18 protein-coding genes are annotated in these 18,348 nt (G+C 66.5%); 4 read left to right on the forward strand and 14 right to left on the reverse strand.

The genetic code is table 11. The features are described 5' to 3' along the window. Positions 1-21: 21 nt before the first annotated feature. Both QO058_RS07325 and ruvA read right to left on the reverse strand, forming a co-directional pair. Positions 22-510, reverse strand: a complete 489-nt coding sequence (locus QO058_RS07325; RefSeq protein ID WP_284171367.1) for a GNAT family N-acetyltransferase — start codon at positions 508-510, stop codon at positions 22-24. Then, the gene (gene ruvA, locus QO058_RS07330) at positions 507-1,124 is read right to left on the reverse strand and encodes a Holliday junction branch migration protein RuvA (protein ID WP_284172836.1); all 618 of its coding nucleotides are present in this window, start codon (positions 1,122-1,124) and stop codon (positions 507-509) included. The genes QO058_RS07325 and ruvA overlap by 4 nt, the downstream gene beginning before the upstream one ends. A gap of 91 nt (positions 1,125-1,215) precedes the next feature. On the opposite strand from ruvA, the gene QO058_RS07335 reads away from it, so the two are divergent. After that, entirely contained in the window at positions 1,216-2,427 is a 1,212-nt protein-coding gene (locus QO058_RS07335; RefSeq protein WP_284171368.1) for an NAD(P)/FAD-dependent oxidoreductase, read from the forward strand. Here QO058_RS07335 and ruvC read toward each other — a convergent pair. Together ruvC and QO058_RS07345 are read right to left on the reverse strand one after the other, a co-directional pair. Continuing rightward, positions 2,409-2,927 (reverse strand): crossover junction endodeoxyribonuclease RuvC, encoded by a 519-nt coding sequence (gene ruvC / locus QO058_RS07340; protein ID WP_284171369.1) that lies wholly within the window; start codon positions 2,925-2,927, stop codon positions 2,409-2,411. The two genes, QO058_RS07335 and ruvC, sit on opposite strands and share 19 nt — an antisense overlap. A gap of 111 nt (positions 2,928-3,038) precedes the next feature. Next, positions 3,039-3,518: a hypothetical protein gene (locus QO058_RS07345; protein ID WP_432212018.1), complete on the reverse strand. Its 480-nt coding sequence runs from the start codon at positions 3,516-3,518 to the stop codon at positions 3,039-3,041. A gap of 321 nt (positions 3,519-3,839) precedes the next feature. On the opposite strand from QO058_RS07345, the gene QO058_RS07350 reads away from it, so the two are divergent. Beyond that, positions 3,840-4,619, forward strand: a complete 780-nt coding sequence (locus QO058_RS07350) for a sulfite exporter TauE/SafE family protein (RefSeq protein WP_284171370.1) — start codon at positions 3,840-3,842, stop codon at positions 4,617-4,619. A 2-nt stretch (positions 4,620-4,621) separates the two neighbouring features. Here QO058_RS07350 and QO058_RS07355 read toward each other — a convergent pair whose 3' ends face one another. After that, a complete protein-coding gene (locus tag QO058_RS07355) occupies positions 4,622-5,368 on the reverse strand; it encodes a YebC/PmpR family DNA-binding transcriptional regulator (protein ID WP_284171371.1) in 747 nt (248 codons plus the stop codon). 165 nt (positions 5,369-5,533) lie between these two features. Between QO058_RS07355 and QO058_RS07360 the strand changes: the two genes are divergently transcribed. Further along, complete coding sequence (locus QO058_RS07360) at positions 5,534-6,886, forward strand: globin-coupled sensor protein (RefSeq protein ID WP_284171373.1); 1,353 nt, start codon at positions 5,534-5,536, stop codon at positions 6,884-6,886. Positions 6,887-6,989: 103 nt separating this feature from the next. Here QO058_RS07360 and fba read toward each other — a convergent pair whose 3' ends face one another. From fba to rpmE, 8 genes are all read right to left on the reverse strand, one after another. Continuing rightward, positions 6,990-8,072, reverse strand: coding sequence for a class II fructose-bisphosphate aldolase (fba, locus tag QO058_RS07365; protein WP_126115974.1), 1,083 nt, complete (start codon positions 8,070-8,072; stop codon positions 6,990-6,992). 92 nt (positions 8,073-8,164) lie between these two features. Next, positions 8,165-8,401, reverse strand: a complete 237-nt coding sequence (locus QO058_RS07370; RefSeq protein WP_284171375.1) for a hypothetical protein — start codon at positions 8,399-8,401, stop codon at positions 8,165-8,167. 86 nt (positions 8,402-8,487) lie between these two features. Further along, on the reverse strand, positions 8,488-9,681 hold the full coding sequence (locus QO058_RS07375; RefSeq protein ID WP_284171376.1) for a phosphoglycerate kinase: 1,194 nt from the start codon (positions 9,679-9,681) through the stop codon (positions 8,488-8,490). Between the two features lie 11 nt (positions 9,682-9,692). Continuing rightward, positions 9,693-10,280 carry a putative glycolipid-binding domain-containing protein gene (locus QO058_RS07380; protein ID WP_284171377.1) on the reverse strand — a complete coding sequence of 196 codons (588 nt, stop codon included), beginning with the start codon at positions 10,278-10,280 and terminating at the stop codon, positions 9,693-9,695. A gap of 92 nt (positions 10,281-10,372) precedes the next feature. Then, the gene (locus QO058_RS07385; protein WP_284171379.1) at positions 10,373-10,837 is read right to left on the reverse strand and encodes a hypothetical protein; all 465 of its coding nucleotides are present in this window, start codon (positions 10,835-10,837) and stop codon (positions 10,373-10,375) included. Positions 10,838-10,908: 71 nt separating this feature from the next. Then, complete coding sequence (gene gap, locus QO058_RS07390) at positions 10,909-11,919, reverse strand: type I glyceraldehyde-3-phosphate dehydrogenase (RefSeq protein ID WP_284171381.1); 1,011 nt, start codon at positions 11,917-11,919, stop codon at positions 10,909-10,911. 106 nt (positions 11,920-12,025) lie between these two features. Continuing rightward, complete coding sequence (gene tkt, locus QO058_RS07395; protein ID WP_284171383.1) at positions 12,026-14,029, reverse strand: transketolase; 2,004 nt, start codon at positions 14,027-14,029, stop codon at positions 12,026-12,028. Positions 14,030-14,336: 307 nt separating this feature from the next. Further along, entirely contained in the window at positions 14,337-14,570 is a 234-nt protein-coding gene (gene rpmE / locus QO058_RS07400; protein WP_066471911.1) for a 50S ribosomal protein L31, read from the reverse strand. Positions 14,571-14,716: 146 nt separating this feature from the next. On the opposite strand from rpmE, the gene QO058_RS07405 reads away from it, so the two are divergent. Continuing rightward, positions 14,717-16,495 (forward strand): ABC transporter transmembrane domain-containing protein, encoded by a 1,779-nt coding sequence (locus QO058_RS07405; protein WP_284171388.1) that lies wholly within the window; start codon positions 14,717-14,719, stop codon positions 16,493-16,495. On the opposite strand, the gene QO058_RS07410 is transcribed toward QO058_RS07405, so the two are convergent. Next, the gene (locus QO058_RS07410; protein WP_284171390.1) at positions 16,496-18,220 is read right to left on the reverse strand and encodes an ankyrin repeat domain-containing protein; all 1,725 of its coding nucleotides are present in this window, start codon (positions 18,218-18,220) and stop codon (positions 16,496-16,498) included. Between the last annotated feature and the right edge of the window lie 128 nt (positions 18,221-18,348).

Raw genomic sequence — 18,348 nt, forward strand, 5'->3', positions numbered from 1 at the left:
GGCGGGGCCGCTTCGATTCGCTCACAATGCGATCTCCAGCTCCAATGCATCGTGCACCGGAATGTCCTGGTAGCCGATCTTGATGATCGTCGGGATCACCGAACGATAGGCATCGATGGCCTCGATATAGAGGCCGGAGAAGCGGAAGCCGTGCTTCTGGTAGAAGGCCAGGGCCGGCATGTTGTCATTGGTCAGCATCGCCCTGAGCTTGAGCGCGCCGGCGGCTCGCGCCGCCGCCTTCACCGCTTCGAGCATGTGGGACGCGGCGCCCTCCCCCTGTTTCAGGGAATGCAAGGCGCACAGTACCGCGATCTCGCCGTCATGCGCCCAGCTCGCCACCGCCAGCAGCTCGCCTTCGGCCGTGAACATGCCGAGCAGGGGTAATTCGGCGCAGTCGTAGAGCTTCAGGCCGATCACCATGCGATGCGAGCCCCAATGCCGCATCATCAGCGCAAGGAACGCCGACTTGTCGGCGATCTCCCGGAAGATCGCCGTCGGTCCGTTCTTCACTTGGCAAGCTCCTTCAGCCCGAGCCGGATCAGTTGCGCCGTACCGGCCCCCTCACCCGCCGCACGCGACGCAGCCGCGATCGCCGCCACCGCCTGCGCCTGCTGGTAGCCCAGATTCACCAGCGCCGAGACGGCGTCCGCCACCGGCTGCGGCAGCCTCTTGTCCTCGAGTGCGCCGGAGAGCTGCGCGATAGCCGGGTCGACATGACCGAAGGCCGGCGCCTTCTCCTTGAGCTCGGCGCAGATGCGCTGGGCGAGCTTGGGGCCGACGCCGGGCGCGCGCGCCACCGCCGCCTTGTCGTTGCTGGCGATCGCGGTCGCGAGCGCACCGGGATCGAGCGTCGAGAGAATGGCGAGCGCGACCTTGGCGCCGACTCCCTGCACCATCTGCATCAGCCTGAACCAGTCGCGCTCATTGTCCGACATGAAGCCGTAGAGCCGGATCGCGTCTTCGCGGACATGCGTCTCGATCGACAGCGCGGCCGCCTCGCCAACCTTGGGCAGGCGCTGCAGCGTGCGCGAGGAGCACTGCACGACATAACCGACGCCTTGTACGTCGACGATGACGAAGTCCTCGCCATACGAATCGATGAGGCCCTTGAGCTTTCCGATCATGCCTCCTGTTAGCATGGCGGTAGCCCGCCGCCAGACCGGATCATTCGTGGCGATCATGCGTTCTCCACCGGCGATATGGAGGGTGTGGCACGTGCTGACGAAAGCGAGGAACCTGCGGACCGGGCGCTCGGTCTGGCAGGGCGAGCGACCACCGCGCTTTCCGAAGCAAGGCATCACCAAGGATATCGAGAGCGACGTCGTCATCATCGGCGCCGGCATCTCCGGCGCAATGCAGGCCGACGCGCTGAGTGAGGCGGGTTTCAGCGTGCTGGTCGTCGACCGCCGCGGCCCGGTCCGCGGCTCGACGCCTGCAAGCACGGCCCTGTTGCAATACGAGATCGACCAACCCCTGACCAAGCTGAAGCGCCAGATCGGCGAGGAGGCCGCCATCCGCGCCTGGCGCCGCTCGCGCCTCGCCGTCGACGGGCTCGGGTCGCGCATCAGGGCGCTATCGATCGCCCCGGTCATACGCCGCGATTCGCTCTACCTCGCCGGCGATGTGCTGGATGTCGCAGCCTTGAAGCAGGAACACGAGGCCCGCCGCCACGCCGGCATCGAGAACGCCTTTCTCGACGCTGCAACGCTGGGCGAGCGCTTCGGCATCGACCGCGATGCGGCGCTGCTGGGTTACGACAACATCGAGGCCGATCCGGTCGTGCTCGCGACCGGCTTCCTGCGCATGGCGATCTCCCGCGGCGCCCGCCTCGCCTGGCCGGTCGAGATCGTCGACCTCGACGCCAAGCCACGCTCGGTCAGCCTGCGCACCAGGGACGGCCACCGCATCCGCTGCCGCCATCTCGTCTTCTGCACCGGTTACGAACTGCCCTTCGGCGAGATGCCAAAGGGACATGGCGTGCTCTCGACCTGGGCCCTCGCCACCGCGCCCCAGAAGCGTAGCCTCTGGCCACGATGCTGCTTCATCTGGGAAGCGTCCGACCCCTATCTCTACATGCGCACGACCCCCGACGGCCGCATCATCTGCGGTGGCGAGGACGAGGATTTCGTCGACGAGGACAAGCGCGACGCGCTGATGGGCCAGAAGACGAAAGCCATCCAGCGCAAGCTAGGCAAGCTCCTTCCCGGGGTCTCGACCGAGGCCGATTACACCTGGACCGGCACGTTCGGAGCCTCGACGACCGGACTGCCGACCATCGGCCCGATGCCGGATCTCAAGAATTGCTGGACGGTGATGGGCTTCGGCGGCAACGGCATCACCTATAGCCGTGTCGGTGCCGAGATCATTCGCTCCGGCCTCCTCGGCAAGGGCGATCCGGACGCCGAGCTCTACGCCTTCCGCAGCTGATACCGCGCCAGCAGTGCCCTGGCGCCACGATGCTGCGAATGGCAGATCGCGACCGCGAGCGCATCCGCCGCGTCGGCGCTGCGCGTCTCGGCCTTGGGCAGCAGCACGCGGATCATCGCCTGTACCTGCTTCTTGTCGGCATGGCCGACGCCGACCACGGTCTTCTTCACCAGATTGGCGGCGTACTCCGCCACATCGAGCCCAGCCAGCGCCGGCACGACCAGCGCGATGCCGCGCGCCTGGCCGAGCTTCAAGGCTGATTGCGGATCGCGATTGACGAATGTCTCCTCGACCGCGACCTCATGCGGCTGATGCCGCGCGATCACGCCGGCGATGCCGTCATGCAGTTGCCGCAAGCGTTCGGCGAGCGACTGCTTCTCGTCGCTCTCGACCACGCCGCAGGCGACAAAGGACAGCTTCGTGCCCTCGCTGACGACGATGCCCCACCCAGTCTTCCTGAGACCGGGATCGAGGCCGAGAATGCGAATCGGATCGGACATGCGCGAACGCTATTCCCGATCGGTCTCCGGCGCACCCTGTCGCGGCGCGAGAAGAGGCCGAGGCAAGAGCCCCGGCCACTTTGTGGGTGAAGCGAAATGAGAGCGCTTTGCTCAGGCGCCCTTCAGCCGGGTGTTGCACTGGCTGTAATAGCCGCCACCCTTCTGAATCCACTTCAGCTCGCCATTGCCGCCATTGGCCTTGTTGGCGTTGTACTGGTCGTTGCAGGTCTTGAAGCGCTGCTTGCCGGCCGAGAGAGTCGAGTATTTCGGATCGACCTTGCTCGGGAACATGGCATTCCCGGCTGCGGCAGGCGTAGCGGCCGCGGGTTTGGCAGGGGCGCTGGCAACAGGCTTGGCCGGTGTCGCCGCAGCCGGAGCAGTCGCGGCAGCAGGTGCAGCTGCGTCACCGCATTGCGCCTTGCGGAAGTCGTTCCATGACTGCCCGGCCAGCGTATTCCCGGCCTTGGCGGCATTGTACTTGGTGCTGCACTCCTTCATCGTCAGCGCCAGTGCCGGCGACGATGTCTGCAGCATGAGACTGCCGGTCAGTGCGAAGAGCCCGGCGGCAAGCGCAAATCTGGTGCGTGTCATGATCGCAATCCCCTGTGGGGCCAGGTTGATGCAGCGTCGGCCAGGCGAAACATTCCGGGAGGTCACGCGGCCAAAGGACGCTAGGACCGCCAAGATGAACGCGCAATGACGGGTTGTATTAAAGTTTTGTAAGGTATCTGGCCCAGCAGCCTGTCGCGGCCCTGACCGGCGCGAAGCACCCGCCGACCTTGGGAAAAGGACGGAAGGCAGGGACGCGGCTGACATCATCGATGAGCGATACTCATCGCCGCCATCACGGCAACGGGGGTTGATCCTTTCCCACCTTGCGTGAAGGAAAGAAGATCCTTCCCCGGCGTACCGATGACAGCTCTCCTGACTTCGCTCTTTCCCGGTGTCTCGCTCGACGGCATCGCCGTCCTGATCGGCGCGACCTTGCTCGGCGGGCTGATCCGCGGCTTCACCGGCTTTGGCTTCGCGATGGTGTTCATGCCGCTGGCCTCGATTGTGCTCGGCCCGGTCGCGGCGCTGGGCCTGATCTGGGTGATCGACCTGCCATTCGCCCTGCCGCTTGCGGCGCGTTCGGCAAAGCGGGCGGAATGGAGCGAGGTCATTCCACTCCTGATCGCCGCGACGCTGACCCTGCCGCTCGGTATCGCCCTGCTGACCTGGCTCGATCGCGAGACCATGCGCTGGCTCCTGGCGCTGCTCGTGCTCGCCGCCGTCGCGCTGATGGCATCCGGCTGGCGCTATCACGGCAAGCCCGGCATCCCGCTCTCGCTCGGCGTCGGCGCGGCCTCGGGCTTGTGCAACGGTCTCGCCAGCATCGGCGGCATGCCGCTCGCCGTGTTCTGGCTCGGCGCGCAGCGCAACGATCGGCACAAGACGCGCGCCAACATGCAAACGTATTTCGGGCTGAGCACAGTTGTCAGCGGCGCGGTGCTGTGGGCAAAGGCCATCATCACCTTCACCTCGCTGGTGATGGCGCTACCGCTCTTTGCCGTCTACGGCGTCGGCCTCTGGTTCGGAACCCACGCCTTCGGCCTGGCCTCCGAGCAGACCTTCCGCCGAATCGCCTATCTGACGATTTTCCTGAGCGCGCTCGTCAGCCTGCCGTTCTGGGACGGGCTGATCGGGCGCTGAACTCAGTTGCCGAGCTTGGCCATCACCTCGTCGGCAATCTCGAAATTGGCGAAGACGTTCTGGACGTCGTCGTCATTGTCCAGCGCCTCCATCAGCCGCATCATCGATGCTGCCTTCTCCTCGTCGAGTGGCGTCGTGGTGGTCGGTCGCCAGACCGGCTTGGCCGAGGTCGGCGCGCCTAGCGTGCCTTCGAGCGCCTTGGAGACCTCGTTGAGCGCATCGAAGGCGCACAGGATGGTGTGGCCGTTCTCGTCCGAAATCACATCGTCGGCGCCGGCCTCGATCGCCGCTTCCATCACCTTGTCGGCATCATTGGCTTCAGCGGGATAGCTCACTTCGCCGACGCGGTTGAACATGAACGAGACCGAGTTGCTCTCGCCCATCGCTCCGCCGGACTTGGTAAAGTAGGAGCGCACCGCCGAGGCCGTGCGATTGCGGTTGTCGGTCAAAGCCTCGACGATCACGGCGGTGCCGCCGGGTCCATAGCCTTCGTAGCGGACCTCGTCATAGTTGTCGCCCTCGCCACCGAGCGCCTTCTTGATCGCGCGCTCGATATTGTCCTTCGGCATGTTCTCGGCCCGCGCCGCCAGCACGGCCATGCGCAGGCGCGGATTCATGTTCGGGTCCGGCATGCCCAATTTGGCGGCGACGGTGATTTCGCGGCCCAGTTTCGAGAACAGCTTGGAGCGCACCGCGTCCTGCTTGCCCTTGCGGTGCATGATGTTCTTGAACTGTGAATGGCCGGCCATACGCCCAGATCTCCGCTTTCATGCGTCGGCCGGCTTATACTCAGCCGGCTCGACGCGAGGCAAGCGCGGCGGCAGCGTTTCCGGCGGGCTCATGCTTAAGCGTTTATTCGCGAACTGTCCGCAATGTCGGAGGCAGGCCCACCAGCGGAATAGAACGCAGCGCGCATGACTAACGCAATCGCCGAGCACGCGGCGCGCCTGCGAACCTTTCGGATCGACGCAATCGACATCCGCCTCTTGCGGCAGCAGGCTGAGTTCGCGCGCCGGCGCCTGCCGGCCTTGCTGACTGAGTTGCATGAGCATTTCGAGGCCTGGCCCCAAATCCTGAGCGCGATGCAGCGCCCGGAGGTGCACGAGCTCAGGCTCGCGCACTGGATCAGGCTGGTGTCGGGCGAGATCGAGGATGGGTATCTGCAATCGGCGCACGCCGTTGCCGGCGCCTTCAACGATAATGGCGTTCCCGCCCACGCCGTCGCGATCTGTCATGCCATCGTCGGCAACGCGATCGGCGCCGAACTCGGCCTGCTGCGCGACGGCCTCGCCAAGCTCAGCCATGTCTGGCAGGCGAAGGAGTACAACCGGCGCATCGCCCTGCGCGCGGCCCTGAACAAGGCGGTACAGCTCGATCTCGAACTGCTGCTCGAGACCTATTCGCATGTCCAGCGGCAGAGTCGCGAGGCCATCCAGCGCGAGATCTCGGCGTTCGAGGTCACGGTTCGCGATGTGGTCGGCGCGGTGACCGGTAGCGCCCGTGTCGTCGAGGCGACGGCGCATAGCATGAACGGCATCGTCAAGGAGACCGGCACGCAGGCCGTCGCAGCCGCACGTGCGTCGGACGAGGCTTCCGACAATGTCGCCAGCGTCGCCAGCGCCGCCGAGGAGCTTTCCATCTCGCTCAGCCAGATTTCCGAGGAAGTCGCCCGCGCCACGACCAAGGCGCACGATGCCAGCCAGGCAGCGTTGCGAACCGAGGCGATCGTCAAGGGGCTCGCACAATCGGCGCAGACGATCGGCTCCATCGTCGGCCTGATCCGCGACATCGCCGCACAGACCAATCTGCTCGCCCTCAACGCGACGATCGAGGCGGCGCGCGCCGGCGAGGCGGGGCGGGGTTTCGCGGTGGTCGCGCAAGAGGTGAAACAGCTCTCCGCCCGCACCGCCAAGGCAACGGACGAGATCGCGGCCCAGGTTCCGGCCATGCAGGCCGCGACGCAGGAGGCGGTCGAAGCGATCGAGAGCATCGTCGGCTTCGTCGGCGACATGGACCACACGACGCTGACGATCGCGAGCTCCGTCGACGAGCAGCGGGCAGCGACCCAGGAGATTGCCCGCAGCGTCAGCTTCGCCTCGCAAGGCACGCAGGAGGTCTCTCACGCCATCGCCAGCGTCAACGAGTCCGCCCAGGCCGCCGGCCTGGGCGTCGACGAGATGCTCGGCCTCGCCCAGGCGCTGACGCGCCAGGCCGAAACCCTGACAGAAGCCTTCGAGAACCTGACCCGGCAGAACCGCGCCGCCTGAGGCGCTCCGGTTCCTTGCTCGATCGACCTGCCCGAAACGAGAAACGCCCGGCCTGAGCCGGGCGTTTTGGCTGCAGGAGCCGAAGCGCTGGCAGGTGCTGCGATTACGCCGCCTTCTTTGCGCCGAAGGTCGGGTCGAGCTCGCCCTTGGCGTAGCGCTTGGCCATGTCCGCGAGCGTGATGACGCGCTTGATCTTCGAGGCCTGGCCAGCGGTGTTGAATTCCTCGAGCCGCTTCTTGCAGAGCGCGGTCATCGCCTCCATCGCCGGCTTCAGATATTTGCGCGGATCGAATTCGCCGGGGTTTTCGGAGAGGATCTTGCGGATCTGGCCGGTCATCGCCATCCTGTTGTCGGTGTCGATGTTGATCTTGCGCACGCCGTGCTTGATGCCGCGCTGGATCTCCTCGACCGGCACGCCCCAGGTCTGGGGCATCTTGCCGCCATACTGGTTGATCACGTCCTGCAGGTCCTGCGGCACCGAGGACGAGCCGTGCATGACGAGATGCATGTTCGGCAGCTTCTTGTGGATCTCCTCGATGACGTGCATCGCCAGGATCGCGCCGTCGGGCTTGCGCGTGAACTTGTAGGCGCCGTGCGAGGTGCCCATGGCGATGGCGAGCGCATCGACCTTGGTCTCGGCGACGAACTTCACCGCCTCGTCCGGATTGGTCAGGAGCTGGTCGTGGCTGAGCTTGCCCTCGAAACCGTGGCCGTCCTCCTTCTCGCCCTCGCCGCTTTCAAGCGAACCCAAGACACCGAGTTCTCCTTCGACGGAGATGCCGCCGAGATGGGACATCTCGGTGACGGTCTTGGTCACGCCGACATTGTAGTCCCAGTCGCCCGGGGTCTTGCCGTCGGCCTTGAGCGAGCCATCCATCATCACCGAGGTGAAGCCGGCCTGGATCGCGGTCATGCAGGTCGCCGGCTCGTTGCCGTGGTCGAGATGCACGCAGACCGGGATATGCGGATAGATCTCGGTGACGGCGTCCATCATGTGCTTGAGCATGATGTCATTGGCGTAGGAACGCGCACCGCGCGAGGCCTGGATGATCACCGGCGCATCCGTCGCGTCCGCCGCGGCCATGATCGCGAGCGCCTGCTCCATGTTGTTGATGTTGAAGGCCGGAACGCCGTAGTCGTTCTCGGCAGCATGGTCGAGCAATTGGCGAAGCGTGATGCGGGCCACGATGATCCTCCGGTTGGGCTCTGCTTATCCGGAGGGTTTAGAATCGAACTGTGGCGGACGCAAAGCGAAACCGGCCAAAAACGTGAACGCGATCAGCGCCCGCGCGCTTCCAGGACCCTGACGCGCTCCTCGATCGCCGCGACCTGCTCGGCAAAGTCGCCCGTCACGGCCTTGGCCATGACGAGCAAGCCGGCCGTGTCACGCCGTTGCTTGCGGACGAGGTCCTCCAGTCGCTCGAAACGCTCGCTCGTTTCGGACCGGAAAGACGCAAAGTCGCTCTGAAGCCTTTTCAGAATCTCGAACATTGCAGTCTGGACATTCTCGCTCATCGCGTAGCGGCTCCAGCGAAATCGTCATGCCGTAACGAGAACATAGCATAAACACTGCGCCGCGCAATCGGAAGCTGCGTCGCCGCTCAGCCCTTCCGCAGCGCCTCGACGCCCGGCAGGGCCTTGCCTTCCATCCATTCGAGGAAGGCGCCGCCGGCGGTCGAAACATAAGTCAGGTCCTCGGCGACGCCGGCATGGTTCATCGCCGCAACCGTGTCGCCGCCGCCGGCGACCGCGACGAGCTTGCCGTCCCGAACGCGCTCCGCCACCGCCTTGGCGACCGCGACCGTCGCCGTGTCGAAGGGTGGCAGCTCGAAGGCGCCGAACGGGCCGTTCCAGACCACCGTCTTCACGGTGTTGAGCTTGAGCACGACCTCGGCGACGCTGAGCGGGCCCGCATCGAGGATCATTTCGTCGGGCCCGACCTCGCCGATCGAGACGACGCGGTGGCCGGGATGAGCCCTGAACTCGCGCGCCACCAGCGCATCGACCGGCAGCAGGATCTCGCAGCCGGCCGCCTTGGCCTTCTCCTCGATTTCGCGGGCGGTGCCGGCGAGATCGTGCTCGCAGAGCGATTTTCCGACATTGACGCCGCGCGCGGCGAGGAAGGTGTTGGCCATGCCGCCGCCGATGACGAGCACGTCGACCTTCTTGACGAGGTTGCCGAGCAGCTCGAGCTTGGTCGAGACCTTGGCGCCGCCGACGATCGCCATCACCGGCCGGGCCGGATTGTAGAGACCGGAAGAGAGTGCCTCCAACTCGGCCTGCATGCTGCGCCCGGCATAGGCCGGCAGAAGATGCGCCAGCCCTTCGGTCGAGGCATGGGCGCGATGGGCCGCCGAGAAGGCGTCGTTGACATAGAGATCGCCATTGGCGGCGAGCGCCTTGACGAAGTCGGGATCGTTCGCCTCGTCGCCGGCGTGGAAGCGGGTGTTCTCGAGCAGAAGGATCTCGCCGTTCTTGGCGGCGGCGATCGCCTTTGGCGCTTCCGTGCCGATGCAATCGCCGACGAAGATCACCGGCTGGCCGAGCGCATGCGCCAGCGCCGGCACGATCTGCCGCAGGCTGTTCTTCTCGTCACGGCCCTTCGGCCTGCCGAAATGCGCGAGCAGGATGACCTTGCCGCCCTTCTGCGCGATCTCGCGGATCGTCGGCAGGATGCGGTCGATGCGGGTGGTGTCGGTGACCCTGCCCTCCTCCGTCGGCACGTTGAGATCGACACGGACGAGGACGCGCTTGCCGGCGAGATCGGCGTCGTCGAGGGTGCGGAAAGCAGGCATGGAGAACTCTCTCACAAGCGTTGAAACAGGCTGGGATAATCCATGACGAGACCGTCCTCGTCGACCGGAAGCTCGGCAGTGAAACTGCCATCGGCTGTCTCGAACCGGAAGAGCCTCGGCGCAAGGCAGGTATAGAGCTGCTCGGTGACGAAGGGCTCGAGGCTGTCGAACGGCACGAACAGCATGGCGATGCGCCGCTGCTGATCCGGCTGCCAAGCGCAGCGGCGGATCGGCAGCGTGTTGGTGAAGGGTGTGGCCGAGAGGTCGATGTCGATGCAGGCGTCGAACGCCGGCAGATGGCCGCGGGCCCTGTCGTGCCAGGCACCGTCGCGCCGGGTCATGACGAGGTCGCGGCCATCGGTCGTCGTGATCTCGAAGGAGCGGACCGTGAAATCGGGATCGCAGTCGATCCGATAGGTCGCACCGTAGCGCTGCCCGCCGCGCTCGCCGATCAGCACGGAATCGGCGCGAAAGCCGTCCGCGTCTGCCTGCAGCGTCAGATGTTCGAGCCCGTCGCCTTCCAGCGCCCGCCAGCGGACATTGCGCCCGCCCGCGAGGCTAGAGCATTGCGCGAAAAAGTGGGAACCGGTTTTTCGCAAGAGCAATGCTCTGAACTTTTATAATCGATCACGTTTTTCGCATTTTGACGGAAGCGTCAAAATGCGACGTGATCGAGCGGCCGGGCGAAAGCTCATCGCGGCAGGATCGGTGGCAGCACGCCGGGAACGCCGCTCTTCAGTACGATCACCGTCAGGACGACGGTCAGGATCGCGGTGACGATGCCGGTGAGCAGCAGCGCCCCGAAGCGCGGCGTGGCGCTGACGCGCTGACGCAGCGCCGAGAGCTCTTCGCGCAGGCCGGCGAAATCCATGGTGCCGGCGGCGAGCTCGACCTTCTGGGCGCTGCGATCGAGCGACGCCTCGGCGCGGGTCAGCACCGCCTCGTAGCGCGCGAACTTCTCTTCGATCCGGGCCGCCTTGTCCTCGATCCGGGAAAGCTGGTCGAGCTTGCGCGGGTCGCTGGCGGCGAGTGGCTCGGCCGGCTTCGCTTCGGTAACGCGCGATGCGGCGACCTCGGCCATGCTCTGCGCCGGCGGCACGGTAATGGTCTCGACGGGCGTGGTCGACGTGGCGACGGTCGGCTCGATCTTGTTCATTGCGCGGTCCGTTCCTCGGCAATTTTAGGCGCAGCCGCGCCTGTCCGGCGCGGCTGCGAAGGGAGTATGGGTCAGATCAGTTTCGCCATGGCGACAGCGGTGTCGCTCATGCGGTTCGAGAAGCCCCACTCATTGTCGTACCAGGTGAGGATGCGGACGAACTTCTCGTCCAGGACCTTGGTCTGGTCGAGCGCGAAGGTCGACGACGCCGGATCATGGTTGAAGTCGATCGAGACGTTGGGCTGGTCGGTGACGGCCAGGATGCCCTTCAGCGCGCCGCGCTTGCTCGCCTTGATGATGGCGTCGTTGATCTTCTCGACCGTGGTCTTGCGCTTCGCGATGAACTTGAAGTCGACGACCGAGACGTTCGGCGTCGGCACGCGGATCGATGTGCCGTCGAGCCGGCCCTTGAGCTCGGGGATGACGAGGCCGATCGCCTTGGCGGCGCCGGTCGAGGTCGGGATCATCGACATCGCGGCGGCGCGGCCGCGGTAAAGGTCCTTGTGCATCGTGTCGAGCGTCGGCTGGTCGCCGGTATAGGCATGGATCGTGGTCATGAAGCCCTTGTCGATGCCGACGGCGTCATGCAGCACCCTGACCACCGGGGCCAGGCAGTTGGTGGTGCAGGAGGCGTTCGAGACGACGATGTGGTCCTTGGTCAGGGCGTCGTTGTTGACGCCGAAGACGACCGTCAGATCGGCGCCGTCGCAGGGGGCCGAGACCAGCACGCGCTTGGCGCCGGCGACGAGATGCGCCGCCGCCTTGTCGCGCGTGGTGAAGATGCCGGTGCATTCTAGCGCGATGTCGACGCCGAGCGCCTTGTGCGGCAGGTCCTTGGGATCGCGGATCGCAGTGACCTTGATCGGGCCGCGGCCGACATCGATCGTGTCGCCGGAGACGGTCACCGTGCCGGGGAAGCGGCCATGCACGGAGTCGAAGCGGAAGAGATGGGCATTGGTCTCGACCGGGCCGAGATCGTTGATCGCCACGACCTCGATGTCCTTGCGCTTCGACTCGATGATCGCGCGCAGCACGTTGCGCCCGATACGGCCGAAGCCGTTGATCGCCACCTTGACCGTCATCTCAATCCTCTCCTTCGCCGTTCAGCGTCGCCGCCGTCATTCACGCGGGCAAATCGGCCAAACCATGGCGGAACGCAAGGGCAGGCCTTAAAAATTTCAAGAAGGCTCAGCCGTTGTGACGCTTGATCGCCGCCTCGGCCACCGCCTCCGGCGTGATGCCGAAATGCTTGTAGACCTCCTTGTAGGGGCCGCTCGCGCCGAAGGAGGACATGCCGACGAAGCCGCCATCGGCGCCGATCACGCCATCCCAGCCGAAGCGCACGGCAGCCTCGACTGCGATCTTGATCGGCGCCTCGCCGATGATCCCGGCCTTGGTCGCCTCGTCCTGCTCGAGCAGCAGCTCAAGCGATGGCACCGAGACGACGCGGGCGCGAATGCCCTTTTCTGCCAGAAGCTTGCGGGCAGCGACCGCGATCTCGACCTCGGAGCCCGAGGCGAACAGCGAGACCTGCGCCTTGCCGCCTTCGGCCGGCAGCAGCTCATAGGCACCCTTGGCCGAGCGGTTCGTCGCGGTGCCATCGGTGCGGACCGGCGTCAGGTTCTGGCGCGACAGCGCCAGCACGGTCGGCCCGTCGGTGCGCTCCAGCGCGATCTGCCAGGCTTCCGCCGTCTCGATCGCATCGGCCGGGCGCAGCACGCGCATGTTCGGCATGGCGCGCAAGCTGGCGATCTGCTCGACCGGCTGGTGGGTCGGGCCGTCCTCGCCGAGGCCGATCGAATCATGGGTCATGACGTAGACCACCGGCAGCCCCATCAGCGCGGCGAGCCGCATCGACGGGCGGGCATAGTCGGCGAAGACCAGGAAGGTGCCGCCGGCGGTGCGGAAGCCGCCATGCAGCGTGATGCCGTTCATCGCCGCGGCCATGCCGTGCTCGCGGATGCCGTAGCGGACATAGCGGCCCTTCGGAGTCTTCGGCGTGAAGTCCTCGGCCGCCTTGGTGCGGGTGTTGTTGGACGGCGTGAGGTCGGCCGAGCCCATCACCAGCTCCGGCATGACCGGCATGATGGCTTCAAGCGCCAGCTCCGAAGCCTTGCGGGTCGCGACCGTGACCGGGCTCGCGGCGAGCGCCTTCTTGTGAGCGACGAGCGCCTTGGCGAGCTTGGCCGGCGGAGTCAGCGACAGCCGGCGCTCGAATTCACCGCGCTTGCGCTCGGACAGCGCAGCCAGACGCGTATTCCAGTCCTTGCGCTCGGCGAAGCCGGTGGCGCCGAAGCCGCGCCAGGCCTTGAGCACATCGGCCGCGACCTCGAACGGCCCGCCGGTGATGCCGAGCGCCTTCTTGGCGGCGGCGAGTTCTTCCGCGCCGAGCGGCTCGCCATGCGCCTTCGAGGTGCCGGCCTTCTTCGGGGCGCCGAAGCCGATCACGGTCTTGCAGGCGATCAGCGTCGGCTTGTTCGACTTCTGAGCACGGCGGACGGCTGCCTCGATCGCATCGGGATCATGCCCGTCGACGCGCTCGGCCTTCCAGCCGCAGGCCTTGAAGCGAGCGACCTGGTCGACCGAGTCGGAGATCGAGAGCGGCCCGTCGATCGAGATGCCGTTATCGTCCCAGAGCACGATCAGCTTGTTCAGTTTCTGATGGCCGGCGAGCGCGATCGCCTCCTGGCTGATGCCCTCCATCAGGTCGCCGTCAGAGGCGAGGACATAGGTCTTGTGGTCGACCAGCTTCTTGCCGAATTCGGCGGCGAGCATGCGCTCGGCCATCGCCATGCCGACGGCGGTGGCGAGTCCCTGGCCGAGCGGGCCGGTCGTGGTCTCGACGCCGAGCGTCATGAAGTTCTCGGGATGGCCCGGGGTCTTCGATTCGAGCTGGCGGAACTTCTTGAGGTCGTCGAGCTCCAGGCCGGGCGTGCCGGTTAGGTACAGCAGCGCGTAGATCAGCATCGAGCCGTGGCCGGCCGAGAGCACGAAGCGGTCGCGGTCGGGCCAGCGCGGCTCGGCCGCATCATATTTCAGGATGCGCGTGAACAGCACGGTCGCGACATCGGCCGCGCCCATCGGCAGGCCGGGATGGCCGGACTTGGCCTGCTCGACGCCATCCATGGCGAGCGAGCGGATGGCATTGGCCAGCCGCTCGTGCAAAGCGCGGTCGATCGCGGGCGTCGTCATGAAGTCTCTCCGGCGAGGCGGGAACGAGACTCGCGCGCCGGAGCTGGCCGGCAGCGAGCAGCGAACTTGCGAAAAAGGTCGCGCGTTCGATAGGCCGCCGGCTCAAGCTGAGTCAATTCGCCATGCGCCGCTTGGAAGCGATCAAAGAATGCATGTCCCGCGAACAATTCCGGCGCACGGCTTGGCGATCGCCCGAACGATAAGGCACGAGCCGCGGCGGATCGTCGCCATCCATGCAAAAAGCCCGGCCGCGAGGCCGGGCTTTCCTGTTGCGGTCGCAAGCCCGAAAAGGTTGCGAAAACGCGGATTACTTCTTGCCGAGCGCACCCAGCGCGCCGAAACGCGAATTGAAGCGCGAGACGCGGCCGCCACGGTCCAGCATGTGCTGGGTGCCGCCGGTCCAGGCCGGGTGGGTCTTCGGGTCGATGTCGAGGTTCAGCGTGTCGCCCTCCTTGCCGAGGGTCGAACGCGTGAAGTATTCGGTGCCATCGGTCATGACGACCTTGATGGTGTGGTAGTCGGGATGAATGCCGGTCTTCATGGCGAAATCCTCAATTGTCGAAAAGCGGGTGGCCGGAACTCGGCGCACATCGCCGGCTCTTCGAACAATTCGTATGAGCCTGTCGTGAAGTCGGGTGCCCATAGCGCAGCCGCAGCGACGGTGCAAGCTTTTCGGGATAGGTAAGCGTGGCGAACGAGACCAAAGAAGACAACAAGGCGCGGCCGGATTTCAGCGCGCTGCGCTCGTTCTGGCCCTATGCGCTGGCGCAAAAGCAACGGATCGCCTTCGCGCTCGTCGCGTTGATCGTCGCCTCGGTGGCGACGCTGGCACTGCCCATGGCGGTGAGGCGCGTCATCGATGTCGGCTTCTCCGGTGGCGAGCAGCAGCTGGCGAATTCCTATTTCGCAATCCTGATCGGCGTCGTCGCCATCCTGGCGCTGGCGAGCTCGTTCCGCTTCTACCTGGTGATGACGGTTGGTGAGCGTGTCGTCTCGGAGCTGCGTGCTGACGTCTTCCGCCACCTAACAAGGCTTGAGCCGGCCTTCTTTGACGCCAGCCGGGCCGGCGACCTGGTCTCGCGCCTGACCGCTGACACCACCCAGATCAAGTCGACCTTCGCCTCGACCGCCTCGATCGCGCTGCGCAACGGCATCATGTTCCTCGGCGCGCTGGCGATGATGATTTTCACCAGCCCGCAGCTCTCGGCGATCGTCATCGGCGCGATCCCGCTGATCGTGCTGCCGCTGGTCTTTTCCGGCCGCAGCGTACGCAAGCGGGCCCGGGCCGCGCAGGACCGCCTCGCCGACGCTTCCGCCTTCGCCGCCGAGGCGATCGGCGCGATTCGAACGATGCAGTCCTTCGGCGCCGAGCGCGAGACGACGCAGCGCTTCCAAGGCGCCTCGGATGGCGCCTATGATGCCTCGCGCGATGCGACGCGTTCCCGCGCCTGGCTCTCCGGCATTGCGATCTTCTTGGTCTCGGCCAGCGTCGTGCTGGTGCTCTGGGTTGGTGCGACCGAGGTCTTCGCCGGCCGGATGAGCGGCGGGCGCCTGTCGCAATTCGTGCTCTATGCCGTCCTCGCCGCGAGCTCGCTCGGCCAGCTCTCGGAAGTCTATGGCGACATCTCGGCTGCGGCCGGTGCTGCCGGACGGCTCGGCGAAATCCTCGCGACCAAGCCGGCGATTTCAGCTCCGCCCCATCCCAAGGCGTTGCCGACACCGCCGGTCGGCGCCCTCGCCTTCGAGGGCGTCTCCTTCCGTTATCCCGGCCGCAGCAATCTCGCGCTCGCCGATCTCGACCTTACGATCAGGCCGGGCGAGCGGGTCGCGCTGGTCGGCCCGTCCGGCGCCGGCAAGAGCACGGTGCTGCAACTGGCACTGCGCTTCTACGACCCCTTCGCCGGCCGCGTCGTCGTCGATGGCGTCGCGGGGCCGGAAGCCGACCCGACCGATTGGCGCAGCCGCTTTGCGTTGGTGCCTCAAGAGCCGACCGTGTTCGGCGTCTCGGTCGCCGACAACATCGCCTATGGCCGGCCGGGTGCGGCGCGCGCGCAAATCGAGGAAGCCGCGCAGCTCGCCGCTGCGGACGGCTTCATCCGGGCTTTGCCTGATGGCTACGACACCGTCATCGGCGAGCGCGGCGTCACGCTCTCGGGTGGCCAGCGCCAGCGCCTCGCCATCGCGCGCGCCGTGCTGAAGGACGCGCCCATCCTGCTACTCGACGAGGCGACTTCGGCGCTCGATTCGGAGAGCGAGCGCGCCGTACAGGACGCGCTCGACCGGCTGATGCAGGGCCGGACCACGCTGGTCGTGGCCCACCGGCTCGCCACCATCCTCTCCGCCGACCGCATCCTGGTGATGGAGGACGGACGGGTGGTCGAGGAAGGCACGCATGCCGCCCTCGTCGCCAAGGGCGGGCTCTATGCGCGGCTGGCCGCGCTCCAGTTCGGGCTGGAGGCGGCATAGTCAGCCCGCCGACTGGAGAGCCGCCTCCAGCCGCGCCGCGGTATCCAGTAGGCCTCGCTTGCGCGCCGCCTGCGCGGGCGTCAGCCCCTGCTTGTTCCGCGCCTTCGGATCGCTCCCCGCCGCCAGCAGGAATTCGACGAGATCGCAGGCGCTGGTGTCGTCATCAGGCAGGCAGAACAAGGGCGGCTCGCCTGAGCGGGCCGACGCATTGGCGAGCACAGGAGCCTCGGCGAAGAGCGTCTCCAGTCGCTCGATCTCGCCGGCCTGACACAGAGCTTCGATGTCGTGACTGCGCGAGGCCAGATAGATCTGCGCGGCGCTTGCACCCTGATGGCGAGCCCAGCCGAGCGGGGTCGAGCCATAGCGGCGTTCGATCGGATCGATCGCGGCACCCGCCTCGACCAGCAGAGCGACGATCTCGATCGCATCGCTGCCAGCCGCCTCGTGCAGGGCGCGGACGCCATCGCGTGTCTGCGCATCCGGCGAGACGCCCAGTCGCAGCGCCAGCGCCGCGGTCTCCGGCTTGCTCTGCCGAATCGCGACCAGCAGCGGGGCTGGGTTGATCAGGAAGTCCGGATTGCCGTCGAGCAGCCGGCGTGCCTCGGCTTCATCGCCGCGGGCGACCGCAGCGGTGAAGGCCTCCTGCCCGCTGAGCTCGACCGGGCTGGCGCCATTGTCGACGAGCAGGCGAACGAGATCGCTGCGGCCATCGAGCATGGCTTGCTTGACCAGGCTCTGCTTGGAATAGGCGTTGAGCGCCTGGGCCCGGGCGCCATGAGCAAGGAGCCAGGCTGCGCGCTTCGGCTGCCGCGGCACGGCATTGCCGAGCAGGTAGTCGAGCGGCGGCGCCGGCAATTCGCGCACTGGTTCGCGCCAACGCGCGCCCTCCCCGCGCTTCTCCGTTTCGCTCCAGAGCAGATCGAGCCAGAACACCTCGTCGGCGCCCAGCGACGAATTGTAGAGCGCCTGGCCGTAGAGCGGATCGGCGCCGCGGGCGATCAGGAGCCGTGCCAGCGCTTCCGCCTGGGGATGCGGCGGCTGGTTGCCCTCGCCACCACCGATGACGCCGGTCAGCGGGGTGAAATGGTTGCTGCCATCGCTGAAGAGCGCATTCGGGTCGGCGCCATGATCGAGCAGGAGCCGCGCGATCGCGACGGCATTGCGTGATAGCGCCTCGTTCGGCAAGCGGGTGAAAGCGAGGCGAACCAACGGCGTCCAGCCGTCGAAATCGCTCGGCTTGTCCGCGAGCATCGTGTCCCTGCCGAGAAAATCACGAACGGCATCGAGATCATGCGCGGCGATGGCGGTGTGGATGCTGTCGCCGGCGATCTCCGGATGGCGTTCGAGCAGGCGCTGGGCGAGTGCGCCGCGTGCCGGCCGGTCGGCCTCGTACTCGCCCCAGCTTTGCGTTCCCGGCCTGACGCCGTAGCGCAACGCAGACTTTTCCAGGAACAGCTCGACGAGCGCAGCATGGCCGCGCGCCGCAGCCTCGCGCACGGCGAGTTCCTGTTTCAGCACCGCCCAGCTCGTTAGCCCGTAATCGCGGGCCAGCGCGTGCTGGACCTCGCGCAGCTTGGGCGCACCGGCATGGTTCGGGATCAGCTCGCGAAAGCGGGCGATCGCTTCGCCATCGCCGGCCTCGATCTCCTTCAGCCAGCGCTTGGCCTGGCGGCGGATCGTCTCGAGGGTCGAACGGGGCGTGAGTTCGCGGGTAACGTCGGACATGGGTCTTCCTTCCGAAGAAAGCCTGATGTCCGCTCGACAGGCCGGAAGAAAGCGATGATGCGATGTCGTCGCTTGGATATGGGTGGGAGCAGGCTCCCTTGCCGCGGACTGGTGGCGCCCCATGCGCT

Origin of the sequence: Bosea vestrisii, assembly GCF_030144325.1 — a bacterium.
Classification (GTDB): domain Bacteria; phylum Pseudomonadota; class Alphaproteobacteria; order Rhizobiales; family Beijerinckiaceae; genus Allobosea; species Allobosea vestrisii_A.

Bases quoted from the DNA above. Each gene is read 5' to 3' on its own strand.
- ruvA (WP_284172836.1), bottom strand. From the start codon at position 1,124: ATGATCGGAAAGCTCAAGGGCCTCATCGATTCGTATGGCGAGGACTTC.
- ruvC (WP_284171369.1), bottom strand. From the start codon at position 2,927: ATGTCCGATCCGATTCGCATTCTCGGCCTCGATCCCGGTCTCAGGAAG.
- QO058_RS07345 (WP_432212018.1), bottom strand. From the start codon at position 3,518: ATGACACGCACCAGATTTGCGCTTGCCGCCGGGCTCTTCGCACTGACC.
- QO058_RS07350 (WP_284171370.1), top strand. From the start codon at position 3,840: ATGACAGCTCTCCTGACTTCGCTCTTTCCCGGTGTCTCGCTCGACGGC.
- QO058_RS07355 (WP_284171371.1), bottom strand. From the start codon at position 5,368: ATGGCCGGCCATTCACAGTTCAAGAACATCATGCACCGCAAGGGCAAG.
- QO058_RS07360 (WP_284171373.1), top strand. From the start codon at position 5,534: ATGACTAACGCAATCGCCGAGCACGCGGCGCGCCTGCGAACCTTTCGG.
- QO058_RS07370 (WP_284171375.1), bottom strand. From the start codon at position 8,401: ATGAGCGAGAATGTCCAGACTGCAATGTTCGAGATTCTGAAAAGGCTT.
- QO058_RS07375 (WP_284171376.1), bottom strand. From the start codon at position 9,681: ATGCCTGCTTTCCGCACCCTCGACGACGCCGATCTCGCCGGCAAGCGC.
- QO058_RS07385 (WP_284171379.1), bottom strand. From the start codon at position 10,837: ATGAACAAGATCGAGCCGACCGTCGCCACGTCGACCACGCCCGTCGAG.
- gap (WP_284171381.1), bottom strand. From the start codon at position 11,919: ATGACGGTCAAGGTGGCGATCAACGGCTTCGGCCGTATCGGGCGCAAC.
- tkt (WP_284171383.1), bottom strand. From the start codon at position 14,029: ATGACGACGCCCGCGATCGACCGCGCTTTGCACGAGCGGCTGGCCAAT.
- rpmE (WP_066471911.1), bottom strand. From the start codon at position 14,570: ATGAAGACCGGCATTCATCCCGACTACCACACCATCAAGGTCGTCATG.
- QO058_RS07410 (WP_284171390.1), bottom strand. From the start codon at position 18,220: ATGTCCGACGTTACCCGCGAACTCACGCCCCGTTCGACCCTCGAGACG.